9 protein-coding genes and 1 pseudogene are annotated in these 11,189 nt (G+C 69.5%); 5 read left to right on the top strand and 5 right to left on the bottom strand.

Annotated features, from left to right (window positions below; genetic code table 11):
• Positions 1 to 39: 39 nt before the first annotated feature.
• Positions 40 to 1,353, bottom strand: coding sequence for a class I SAM-dependent RNA methyltransferase (locus KIV56_RS14795; RefSeq protein WP_281534039.1), 1,314 nt, complete (start codon positions 1,351 to 1,353; stop codon positions 40 to 42).
• Between the two features lie 68 nt (positions 1,354 to 1,421).
• Here KIV56_RS14795 and KIV56_RS14790 point away from each other — a divergent pair, with 68 nt between their 5' ends.
• The 3 genes from KIV56_RS14790 (at position 1,422) to KIV56_RS14780 (ending at position 4,377) form a co-directional block, all read left to right on the top strand.
• Positions 1,422 to 2,090, top strand: coding sequence for a Maf family protein (locus KIV56_RS14790; RefSeq protein WP_281534038.1), 669 nt, complete (start codon positions 1,422 to 1,424; stop codon positions 2,088 to 2,090).
• A 109-nt stretch (positions 2,091 to 2,199) separates the two neighbouring features.
• Positions 2,200 to 3,969: an acetyl/propionyl/methylcrotonyl-CoA carboxylase subunit alpha gene (locus KIV56_RS14785; protein ID WP_281534037.1), complete on the top strand. Its 1,770-nt coding sequence runs from the start codon at positions 2,200 to 2,202 to the stop codon at positions 3,967 to 3,969.
• Positions 3,970 to 4,023: 54 nt separating this feature from the next.
• Positions 4,024 to 4,377: an MmcQ/YjbR family DNA-binding protein gene (locus KIV56_RS14780; RefSeq protein WP_281534036.1), complete on the top strand. Its 354-nt coding sequence runs from the start codon at positions 4,024 to 4,026 to the stop codon at positions 4,375 to 4,377.
• 88 nt (positions 4,378 to 4,465) lie between these two features.
• Here KIV56_RS14780 and KIV56_RS14775 read toward each other — a convergent pair whose 3' ends face one another.
• The gene (locus tag KIV56_RS14775) at positions 4,466 to 5,911 is read right to left on the bottom strand and encodes an NAD(P)H-quinone dehydrogenase (protein WP_281534035.1); all 1,446 of its coding nucleotides are present in this window, start codon (positions 5,909 to 5,911) and stop codon (positions 4,466 to 4,468) included.
• A gap of 191 nt (positions 5,912 to 6,102) precedes the next feature.
• Here KIV56_RS14775 and KIV56_RS14770 point away from each other — a divergent pair.
• Both KIV56_RS14770 and KIV56_RS14765 read left to right on the top strand, forming a co-directional pair.
• Positions 6,103 to 6,937: pseudogene (locus tag KIV56_RS14770) on the top strand (purine-nucleoside phosphorylase).
• A gap of 521 nt (positions 6,938 to 7,458) precedes the next feature.
• Complete coding sequence (locus KIV56_RS14765) at positions 7,459 to 9,174, top strand: phospho-sugar mutase (RefSeq protein ID WP_281536171.1); 1,716 nt, start codon at positions 7,459 to 7,461, stop codon at positions 9,172 to 9,174.
• Between the two features lie 89 nt (positions 9,175 to 9,263).
• On the opposite strand, the gene KIV56_RS14760 is transcribed toward KIV56_RS14765, so the two are convergent.
• Genes KIV56_RS14760 through KIV56_RS14750 form a run of 3 tightly spaced genes read right to left on the bottom strand, consistent with a single transcriptional unit; the run spans position 9,264 to position 11,169 of the window.
• The gene (locus KIV56_RS14760) at positions 9,264 to 9,536 is read right to left on the bottom strand and encodes a PTS sugar transporter subunit IIB (RefSeq protein WP_281534034.1); all 273 of its coding nucleotides are present in this window, start codon (positions 9,534 to 9,536) and stop codon (positions 9,264 to 9,266) included.
• Positions 9,533 to 10,009 carry a PTS sugar transporter subunit IIA gene (locus KIV56_RS14755; protein WP_281534033.1) on the bottom strand — a complete coding sequence of 159 codons (477 nt, stop codon included), beginning with the start codon at positions 10,007 to 10,009 and terminating at the stop codon, positions 9,533 to 9,535. The genes KIV56_RS14760 and KIV56_RS14755 overlap by 4 nt, the downstream gene beginning before the upstream one ends.
• Before the next feature lie 41 nt (positions 10,010 to 10,050).
• Positions 10,051 to 11,169: an adenosine deaminase gene (locus KIV56_RS14750; protein WP_281534032.1), complete on the bottom strand. Its 1,119-nt coding sequence runs from the start codon at positions 11,167 to 11,169 to the stop codon at positions 10,051 to 10,053.
• Positions 11,170 to 11,189: the final 20 nt, after the last annotated feature.

Below are 11,189 nucleotides of genomic sequence, written 5' to 3'. Positions count from 1 at the left end.
TTCCTACATTCTTCCATTGCACGTACACGTCAACGATAGCTATTTGGACAGCAGGGCGACGGCTTCAACGTGATGAGTGTTCGGAAAGAGATCGAACGCCCGCAGCTTCCGCAGCTCGTATCCGTGCCCGGCGAGGAGGGCGATGTCCCGGGCGAGGGCGACGGGATCGCAGGCCACGTAGAGGATCTGCTTCGGGGACAGCACGGCGAGCTGGTCGATGACCTTGTGGCCTGCGCCGGAACGCGGCGGGTCCAGGACGACGGTCGCCGCCTGGTGCTTGACCCGTTCCGCGGCGCTCGCGTCGCGGACCAGGCCGGCCAGGAATCGGTCGACCCGGTCGGTGCGAACGCTCGCTCCGACCCATTCCGCGAGGTTCTCCGCGGCGAAGTCTGTCGCGTGCGCGTCGCTCTCGACGGAGGTGATCCGGACGGTGCTGCCGAACTTGTCGCCGACGGCCGCCGCGAGCAGCCCGACCCCGCCGTACAGGTCGAGGTTGGTGGCACGGGGGTCGAACAGTTCGGGATCGATCAGGTCCTGGACGGCGTGGTACAGGGTGTCCGCGGCTCGGACATGCACCTGCCAGAATCCGCCGGCGTCGAGGCGGAACTCCCGGTCACCGACGACCTCGCGGATCAGGGTGCGCGGCGTGGCCTTCGGCTTCCCGTGCGCATCCGGCTCGGAGACGAGGATCTGCACGGTGCCGAGGCTCGGGGAGACGACGTCGACCGAAGCCGCGCCGGGGAAACGCTGGTCGAGCGGGGCGGCCGCCTCGAGCATCCGTTCGGCGAGGGGAAGGTCGCCGACGGGGATCACCCGGTGGGAGCGGGCCGCGTACGGGCCGACCGTGCCGTCGGTGTCGACGTGGAGGCGCACGCGGGTGCGCCAGCCGGTGCCGTCTGCCGCGTCGCCCGGCGAGGCGTTGGGGCCGAGCGGCACGGGTTCGACGACAACGTCGGACTCGATCTTCGCCATCCGCTTCAGGGAGTCTGCGAGTACCTGGCGCTTGAGTTCGCGCTGGAAGCCGAGTTCGATGTGGCCGAACTCCGCGCCGCCCGCGCGGTCGTCCGGGTCGCGCTCGAGGGCCGCAGAGGCCCAGATGTGCGGCTGGCGTTCGCGGGCCGCGTCGAGGACCTCGACGGTCTCCGCACGCCAGAAACTCTTGTGGTTCGCCGAGGTGAGCCGGGCGCGCACGCGCTCTCCCGGCAGGGTGTCGCTCACGAAGACCACGCGGCCTTCGTGCCTGGCGATGAAGATACCGCCGTGAGCTACGTTGGTGACGAGGAGTTCGAGTTCGGTACCCACCTCGGCTGCGGGTGCGGGGAGATTCGCCGGTGTGTCATTGCTGGTGGCCATTGTTCGAGCATCCCACATCGCTTCTATCGCCGCTTCTATCGCCGCTCTTTCGCGGCACGAAGGGAACCATGCGCCTGTACCTGGCCTCGACCTCTCCGGCCCGGCTCACGCTCCTGCGTGCCGCCGGGATCGAGCCGGTCACGATCGCGCCCGGCGTCGACGAAGGCGAGGTCGCAGCGGATGCCGCCCGGGCGCTCGGCGCACCGCTCACGCCCCGCCACACGGTCGAATTGCTCGCTCGCGCCAAGGCGGAGGACGTCTCCCGGGCGATCGTCGCCCTGGACGCCGAGGCCGCCGACGGGGACGACGTGCACCTCGTGCTCGGCGGGGACTCTGTCTTCGTGATCGACGGCGTGATCTACGGCAAGCCGCACACGGCTGAGAAGGCCAGGGAGCGCTGGGAGCTGCAGCGCGGCCGCACCGGTCAGCTCTACTCGGGCCACTGGCTCATCGAGCACCGGGCCGGCGTGCCCGGCCGGGCCGTCGGGGCTGTCGCCGTCGCCGACGTGACCTTCGCCGACGACATCGACGACGCGGAGCTCGACGCGTACATCGCGACCGGGGAGCCCCTGTTCGTCGCCGGGGCGTTCACGATCGACAGCCTCGGAGCCCCCTTCATCACCCACATCGAGGGCGACCCATCGACCGTCGTCGGCCTGTCCCTGCCGACACTGCGCCGGCTCGTGATCAGTCTCGGGCACTCCTGGCCGAGCCTCTGGAACCGCGCAGACGCCTGACGCCGAGCGGGTTTCGGGGGCGTTTTGTAGGCATCCATACCTTTTTGGGAGCTCTTTTTGTTGAAGAGAACCAAAGCCTGGGGCGGGATGTCCAATAAGCTCAGGCACTGTGTCCCGCATAACGAAGGTCCTCATCGCCAACCGGGGCGAAATCGCCGTCCGGGTGATTCGAGCCGCGAAAGACAGCGGCATTCTCTCGGTCGCCGTCTACGCCGACCAGGATCGTGACGCCGTTCACGCCCGCCTCGCAGACGAGGCGTACGGGCTCGACGGTACGACAAGCGCCGAAACCTACCTGGTCATCGAGAAGATCCTCTCGATCGCCCGCCGGTCCGGCGCCGACGCCGTGCACCCCGGGTACGGCTTCCTCGCCGAGAACGCCGAATTCGCCCGCGCCGTGATCGACGCCGGCCTGATCTGGATCGGCCCGTCCCCCGACGCCATCGAACAGCTCGGCGACAAGGTCTCCGCCCGGCACATCGCTGAACGGGTGCACGCCCCGATGGCGCCAGGCACCCTCAACCCGGTGCTCGACGCCACCGAGGTCCTCGACTTCATCGACCAGCACGGGCTACCGGTCGCGATCAAGGCCGCCTTCGGCGGCGGCGGCCGCGGCCTCAAGGTCGCCCGCACCCGCGAAGAGGTTCCAGAGCTCTTCGACTCCGCCGTGCGGGAGGCCGTCGCCGCCTTCGGCCGTGGCGAATGCTTCGTGGAGAAGTACCTCGACAAGCCCCGCCACGTCGAGACCCAGTGCCTCGCCGACGCCTACGGCAACGTCGTCGTCGTCTCCACCCGTGACTGCTCGCTCCAACGCCGCCACCAGAAGCTCGTCGAGGAGGCGCCCGCGCCGTTCCTGACGACCGCCCAGCACGACGAGATGTACCGCGCCTCCAAGGCCATCCTCAAGGAGGTCGGCTACCTCGGTGCCGGCACCTGCGAATTCCTGATCGGGCAGGACGGCACCGTCTCCTTCCTCGAGGTCAACACCCGGCTCCAGGTCGAACACCCCGTCTCCGAAGAGGTCACCGGTATCGACCTCGTCCGCGAACAGTTCCGCCTCGCAGAGGGTGGCCGACTCGACTACGACGACCCGATCCCGCGTGGGCACTCCTTCGAATTCCGGATCAACGGCGAAGACCCCGGCCGCGGGTTCATGCCCGCCCCCGGCCCCGTGCACGTCTTCCGGGCGCCGGGCGGCCCCGGCGTGCGCGTCGACAGCGGCGTGCAGGCCGGCGACGTCATCTCCGGCTCCTTCGACTCCCTGCTGGCCAAGCTCATCGTCACCGGTGCGACCCGCGAAGAAGCGCTCGAGCGCTCCCGCCGCGCCCTTGACGAGTTCGACATCGCCGGACTCCCGACCGTGCTGCCGTTCCACCGCACGATCGTGCGCGACCCCGCTTTCGCGCCCGTCGACGGCGAACCGTTCTCGATCTACACCCGGTGGATCGAAACCGAGTTCGTCAACGACATCGAGCCGTGGAACGGGTCCCTCACCGACGAGGGCACCGCCGAGAAACGCCACAACGTCGTCGTCGAGGTCGAGGGCCGCCGCATCGAGGTCAGCCTCCCCGTGCGCCTCCTGCCCGGCACCGCCGAGAACACCGCCGGTCCCGCGCCGCGTCGCCGCGGCGTTGCCCACTCGGTGAACACGGCCATCGGCGACGCCGTGGTCGCGCCGATGCAGGCCACGATCGTCAAGCTCGCCGTGGCAGAGGGCGACGTGGTCGTCAAGGGCGACCTGTTGCTCGTGCTCGAGGCCATGAAGATGGAACAGCCCCTCACCGCGCACAAGGACGGCGTGATCGGCAGCATCGGCGCCGTCGTCGGCGCCACGGTGTCGAGCGGGTATATGTTGCTGGCCGTGACCGACGCCGCGTAGGCACCTCCCGGCAGGTATCCGCTCGCTCATCGTCGGCCGGGAAAGGGGACCGTCGTGGATCCGGACGAACTGACCGCGTTCCTGCTCGATCTGAACGGCGCCGTCGAGACGTACCCGTTCGGGCCGGAGGCCCGGGTGATGAAGGTCGCGGGCAAGATGTTCTCCGTCGACCAGCCGGATGCCCCGAGCCGGTCGATCACGCTCAAGGCGCTCCCCGAGAACGTGCCGCGGCTGATCCGGAGCGTTGCCGGCATCGAACCGGGCTATCACATGAACAAGCGCCACTGGGTGACCGTGCGACTCGACGGCTCCGTTCCCGCCGACCACGTGCGGGAGCTGATCACCGAGTCGCACGCGATCATCGTCGCCGCTCTCCCCCGCGCCGTCCGCCGCGGCCTCGAGGGCTGACCGGCTCTCCCGCGAGAGCGTACTTTCGGCCCTTTAAAACCGCGGTTTAAAGGGCCATAAGTGTACTCTCGCGAGGACCGGGGGCGAGTCATCGGATGGCCCGATGGACGATGTGCATCGCGCGGGCGGCATCCGTGATCGAGCCCGTCAGCGACGGGTAGACCGGGAACGCCCTGGCGACCTCGTCGACCGTGAGCCGGTGCTCCACGGCGAGCGCGAGCGGGAAGATGAGTTCGCTCGCCTTCGGGGCGACGATGACGCCACCGATGACGGTGCCGGTCGTCGTGGTCGCGAAGAGCTTGACGAAGCCGTCCTTGATGCCCATCATCTTCGCGCGCGGGTTCGCGGCAAGGGGCAGCTTGTAGATCGTGCCGCGCACGAGGCCGTCCTCGATCTGCTTCTGCGTCCAGCCGACGGTCGCGATCTCGGGCTGGGTGAAGATGTTGGCCGCGACATTGCGGATCTCGATCGGGTTCACGGCGTCGCCCATCGCGTGGAAGACCGCGGTGCGGCCCATCATCGAGGCGACGGATGCGAGCGGCAGCTCTGTCGTGCAGTCTCCGGCCGCGTAGATGCTCGGCATCGAGGTGCGGGCGACCCGGTTCACCCGGATGTGCCCGGAGTCGGTCAGCTGCACGCCGGCCTCCTCGAGGCCGATCCCGTGGGTGTTCGGCACCGAGCCGACGGCGATCAGGCAGTGGCTGCCCTCGACCTTGCGTCCGTCGGAGAGCGTCGCGAGCACCCCGGCACCGGTGACGACGACGGATTCGGCGCGGGACTTGCTGAGGACGACCATCCCGTTGCGCTTGAAGACGTTCTCGATCACGGCTGCCGCGTCGGCGTCCTCGCCCGGCAGCACCTGGTCGCGGCTCGAGATCAGGGTGACGCGGGCCCCGAGGGCCCGGTATGCGGAGGCGAACTCGGCGCCGGTGACGCCGGACCCGACGACGATGAGGTGCTCGGGCACGGCGCGCAGATTGTAGAGCTGGGTCCAGGTGAGGATGCGCTCCCCGTCGGGGACCGCGGTCGGGAGGATGCGCGGGCTCGCTCCAACGGAGACGACGATCGTGTCGGCGCTGATCCGGTCGAAATCGGTGCCGGCGGCCTCGGAGGTCGCGACGATCACGCCACTCGTGCCGTCGAGGCGGCCGTGGCCCTGGACGAGGCGGACTCCGGCGGTGACGAGGGTGGCCCGCATGTCCTCGGACTGCTGGCGGGCGAGCGCGAGGAGACGCTTGTTCACGGCGGCGAGGTTGATCGCGACCTCGGGGCGGCTCGGCTTGCCGTCGGCCCCGCGGACGAATAGCTGGACACCGAGTTCTGTCGCGTCGCCGATGGAGTTGGTGGCCTCTGCGGTGGCGATGAGCGACTTCGAGGGGACGACGTCCGTGATGACGGCGGACCCGCCGACGCCGACCTCTTCGACGAGCGTGACCTCCGCTCCGAGCTGAGCCCCGGCGATCGCCGCTTCGTATCCGCCGGGCCCTCCGCCGAGAATGACGATCTGCTGCTTGCGTTCGAACTCGTAGGCCATGGTGACATTCTGCCGTTCGCCGCCCTTCGCCACCAATCCCGGCCCCGCGCATCCGCCCGCCGCAGCCCGCGCCGCCGTCCGCCCCCGACGAATTCGACGGAGTTTTGGAGATTTTCGTGCGTGAGAGGGCACTTTCGGCCCCGAATGCCCAAAATCTCCGTCGAATTGGTTCGGGCGAATAGAGTGGGGGGATGCCGACGATCGACGCAAACCCGCTGGACGAGCCACAAACCGACCCGTTCGAGATCGCCCGGATCGCGGCGGGTGAAATCGCCGAGCTGACCGGCGTCGCCCATCACGACGTAGCGCTGACCCTCGGCAGTGGCTGGGGCAAGGCCGCGGAGCTCATCGGCGAGACCACGCACACGATCCCCGCGCAGTCGATCACCGGCTTCCAGCGCCCCCGCGCTCGAAGGCCACGTCGGCACCCTGCGCTCCGTGCTTCTGCCGAACGGCAAGCGCGCCCTCGTCATCGGCGCGCGCACCCACTACTACGAGGGCCACGGCGTCCGCCGGGTCGTGCACAGCGTGCGCACCGCTGCGGCGACGGGCGCGACCACCATGATCCTCACCAACGGGGCCGGCGGCATCCGTGAGACCTGGACCCCCGGAACACCGGTGCTGATCAGCGACCACATCAACCTCACCGCGGACTCGCCGCTCGAGGGCGCGACCTTCATCGACCTGACCGACCTCTACTCGAAGCGGCTGCGCGACCTGGCCCGCACCATCGACCCCGGGCTCGACGAGGGCGTCTACTGCCAGTTCCGCGGACCGCACTACGAGACCCCCGCCGAAGTGCAGATGGCGAAGGCGATCGGCGGCCACATCGTCGGCATGTCGACGGCGCTCGAGGCCATCGCGGCCCGGCAGGCCGGCATGGAGATCCTCGGCCTGTCCCTGATCACCAACCTCGCGGCCGGGATCCAGAAGGAGCCGCTCAGCCACGCCGAAGTGCTCGTTGCAGGCAAGCAGGCCGAACCCGTGATCAGCGCACTCCTCGCCAGGATCGTGGCCGCCCTGTGAGCGCCACCGAGACCGGAACCGGACCCGTCGACACCGGCTCCACCGACGCCGCCTCGACCGGCACGGGCGAGGTTCGCGCGCGCGGGCGCCACCGGGCGTTGCCGGATGCTCCCACTTCCGTCCTGCCGCCGACCCTCGCGCTCGACATCGTGGAGGTTCTGTCGCCCGCAGTAGCCGCGGCGAGCGAACCGGCTCCCGCTGCTTCCACGCCCGCCGAAGAGGAAACCGCCCCCGCGGCCGCCCCTGCAACCGCGCACGAAGCCGCCCCTGCAACACCGGCAGCCCCGACCGCCGAGGCAACCCCGGCGCCGCCGGCAGCCGCTCAGCACGGGGAATCCGCACCGGAACCGACGGCTCCTCCCGTGATCGCCCACCCCGCATCCGTCAGCGACGAGCCGACCCCCGTCACGGCGGAAATGGACGCCACGGTCGCGACTGACTTCGTTCCGAAAGCGCTCGCCCACCCCGCACGCGCGGGTTCACCGGCCACACCGGAACCGGCCCCCGACGACGCCACCACGATCGCCGCCGCCACCGCCTGGCTCGCCCAGGACCCGGATCCTGAGACCCAGGCCGAACTGCGCGCCCTGCTCCGCGGGGCGCAGTCCGCAGACGAGACCGCCATCACCGAGCTGCACGCCCGCTTCGACGAACGCCTCGCCTTCGGAACCGCTGGACTCCGCGGCGCGATCGGCTCCGGCTCCAACCGGATGAACCGGGTCCTCGTGTCCCAGGCCGCCGCCGGCCTCGCCGCCTTCCTGATCGGAACCGCGCTCCCCGGCCACACTCCCTCCGTCGTGATCGGCTACGACGGCCGCAAGAACTCCCAGGTGTTCGCGACAGACAGCGCCGCGATCATGGCCGGGGCCGGCGTCCGCGCCATTCTGCTCCCCCGCCTGCTGCCGACGCCCGTCCTCGCCTTCGCCGTGCGCCACCTCGGCGCGAGCGCCGGTGTGATGGTCACCGCCTCGCACAATCCCGCGGCAGACAACGGCTACAAGGTCTATCTCGGCGGCGCGAACAGCGGGTCCCAGATCGTCTCGCCGGACGACGCCTTCATCGCGGCGGAGATCCACCGGATCGCGACGCACGCGACCATCCCCGAACTGCCGCGCGGCGTCTACGAGACCGCGGAGGAAACCGTCGTACAGGCGTACATCACCGAGACCGCTGCAACCGTCGGCCCGCCGCGCGCCCAGGTCAACGCCGTCTACACCGCGATGCACGGAGTCGGCTGGGACACCACCCGCCGCGTGCTCGAGGCCGCAGGCTACGACCTGCCGACCCTCGTCGACGCGCAGATCGCGCCGGACCCGACCTTCCCGACCGTCGTCTTCCCGAACCCGGAGGAGCCGGGCGCCCTCGACCTCGCCTATGCGACGGCCCGCGAGATCAACGCCGAACTCGTCATTGCGAACGACCCCGACGCCGACCGCCTCGCGATCGCGATCCCCGACGTCGACTCCGCGAGCGGCTACCGTCGCCTCACCGGCAACGAGGTCGGCGCCATCCTCGGCTGGCGAGCAGCAGAGCGGGCCGAACTCGCCCCCGTCACCGCAGAGGCCGACACGCACGACGATGCTGACACACCTGCCACCGCCCCGCGCAGCGGCACCCTGGCCTGCTCGATCGTGTCGTCGCCGGCGTTGAAGGCCGTTGCGGATGCCTACGGCATGCGCTTCGAGGAGACCCTCACCGGGTTCAAGTGGGTCTCCCGGGCCCCCGGTCTCGTGTTCGGCTACGAGGAAGCCCTCGGCTACCTCGTGAACCCGACGACCGTCCGCGACAAGGACGGAATCTCCGCGGCCCTCGCCCTGCTCTCCCTGGCGAGCGACCTGAAGAACGAGGGCTTCACCCTCGCGGACCACCTGCACCACTTCAGCGGCCGGTTCGGGCACTTCTCGTCGAGCCAGATCTCGGTGCGCGTGACCGACCTGTCCGAGATCTCCCGGGTGATGGACCGGCTGCGCTCGAACCCGCCGGCGTTCGTCGGCCGGATCCGGGTCGACCACATCGACGACCTCGCCGGCGGCTTCGTCGGCCTGCCGCCGAGCGATGTGCTTCGGATCCGCCTCGTCGGAGGCGCCCGGGTGATGGTGCGCCCGAGTGGAACGGAACCCAAGCTCAAGGTCTACCTCGACACGAGCAGCGTCGTCGGCACGGTCGTGGAGCGCCAGGTCGCCGCGAACGCGGTGCTCGCCGAGCTCGAGCGGGGCATGCGCGAACTCATCGCGTAGACCTCAGAACGCCGGGCTCGACCCGCGCGTCAGCGCACCGGCTCACCCAGACCCGGCGCACAGCGCACCGGGCTCACGGCGAACCGGGCTCAGCCGAGCGCTTCCTCGAGCTTGGTCGTAAGCTCGTCGACGTCGAAATAGTTGTCGATCACGACGATGTCGGCGTTGGTCTTGCCGATGCGGCTCACGAGTTCTGACGACGTCAGGATCACCTGCGCGTCAGCGCCGACCGCCTGCACTGACGCGACATCGGTCGCCGTCACCTCGGCGTCGATGTCGAGTCTGGCGAGAGCGCGCTCGGCGTTCACCTTCAGGATCGCGGAGGTGCCCACCCCGACTCCGCACAACGCGACGATCTTCATTCCTCGACCCCGCTTGCTTCTGCGGCGGGTGCCGTGACGCCGAGCAGCGAACGGATGCCGGCGGCATCCGTCGCGGCCGCAAGCGCGGGGATGACCCGCGGGTCGTTAAAGACGTTCGCGAGTTCGGCGACGAGCAGCACGTGTTCGTCGCCCGTTGTCACGGCGAGGCCGAGGACCACGCTGACCGGGTCGTTGTGCGGGTGGCCGAAGGCGACGGGTTCCGCGAGCGTCACGACGCTCAGGCCCTCGGCGATGACGTCGGGGCCCGGGCGCGCGTGGGCGAGGGCCAGGCCGGGGGCGATCACGACGTAGGCACCGAACTCGTCGATGACGTCGATCATCCGTTTGGTGTAGCCGGGAACTGTCGACCCCGAGCGGACGAGTCCGTCGCCGGCCGCGGTCACGGCGGCGCGCCAGTCTTCGACGTGGATGCCGATCGCTATGGCGGTAAGAGGCAGGTCTGGGAGTTGCATAGGTTCTTTCACTGGGGTTGCGTGGCGGGGTCCGCGGGCTCTCAGGCCTCTTCGAAGCCCGCGACGATGGCGTCCGCGAGTTCTTCGCGCTCTTCGAGCGGGAGGAACGCGGACTGGGCGGCGTTGAGCTGGAAGACCTCGAGGTCGTCGATGTCGTAGCCGAAGGCGTCGCTGAGCAGCGCCAGTTCCTGGCTCAGGCTCGTGTCGCTCATCAGCCGGTTGTCGGTGTTGACGGTGACCCGGAAGCCGAGCTGGTAGAGCAGGTCGAAGGGGTGGTCGAGCAGGTCGTCGCCCCATGCGGCGATTGCGCCGGTCTGGAGGTTGGACGACGGGCTCAGTTCGAGGGCGATCTCGCGGTCGCGCACCCACTGAGCGACCGGGCCGAGGGTGACGTAGGTGTTGTCGTCGTCCTCGCGGCCGATGACGATGTCCTGGGCGAGGCGCACACCGTGGCCGAGGCGCAGGGCGCGGCCGTCGAAGAGGGCGCCGCGGATGCTTTCGAGCCCGTCGGCCTCTCCGGCGTGCACCGTGACCGGCATGAACTCCTTGGCGAGGTAGTCGAAGGCTGCGAGGTGGTTGCGCGCGGGGAAACCGAGTTCCGCTCCGGCGATGTCGAACCCGACGACGCCGTTGCCGCGGTGACGCACGGCGAGTTCGGCGATCTCGAGCCCGCGGTTCGCGTGGCGCATCGCGGTGATGAGCTGGCCGACCCGGATGGTCGAACCGTATTCCGCCGCCTCGTCGACGCCGGATTCGAGGCCTTCCTGCACGGCCTCGACGACCTGGTCCAGGGTGAGCCCGCGGGTGAGGTGCTGTTCGGGCGCCCAGCGGATCTCCCCGTAGATGACACCGTCGGCTGCAAGGTCCTGCACGAATTCGTGCGCGACCCGCGTGAGGCCCTCACGGGTCTGCATCACGGCCGTCGTCACATCGAAGGTCTTGAGGTAGTCAACGAGCGAGCCCGAATTGGACTGGTCGGCGAACCAATCGCCGAGGGCCGCGGCTTCCGTCGACGGCAGGTCGAGACCGATGGCCTCGGCGAGCTCGATGATGGTCTGGGGGCGCAGCCCGCCGTCGAGGTGGTCGTGCAGCGATATTTTGGGCAGCGCGTTGATGCTCGTACCACCGGGCAGCAGGAATTCCTCAGAGCTCGTATTCACGCTCACCAATCTACCGGCCC

This window comes from Cryobacterium breve, assembly GCF_027594785.1.
Taxonomy (GTDB): domain Bacteria; phylum Actinomycetota; class Actinomycetes; order Actinomycetales; family Microbacteriaceae; genus Cryobacterium; species Cryobacterium breve_A.
This window is presented reverse-complemented; position numbering and strand designations above follow the sequence as displayed.

Bases quoted from the DNA above. Each gene is read 5' to 3' on its own strand.
- KIV56_RS14790 (WP_281534038.1), top strand. From the start codon at position 1,422: ATGCGCCTGTACCTGGCCTCGACCTCTCCGGCCCGGCTCACGCTCCTG.
- KIV56_RS14795 (WP_281534039.1), bottom strand. From the start codon at position 1,353: ATGGCCACCAGCAATGACACACCGGCGAATCTCCCCGCACCCGCAGCC.
- KIV56_RS14775 (WP_281534035.1), bottom strand. From the start codon at position 5,911: ATGGCCTACGAGTTCGAACGCAAGCAGCAGATCGTCATTCTCGGCGGA.
- KIV56_RS14755 (WP_281534033.1), bottom strand. From the start codon at position 10,009: ATGCAACTCCCAGACCTGCCTCTTACCGCCATAGCGATCGGCATCCAC.
- KIV56_RS14760 (WP_281534034.1), bottom strand. From the start codon at position 9,536: ATGAAGATCGTCGCGTTGTGCGGAGTCGGGGTGGGCACCTCCGCGATC.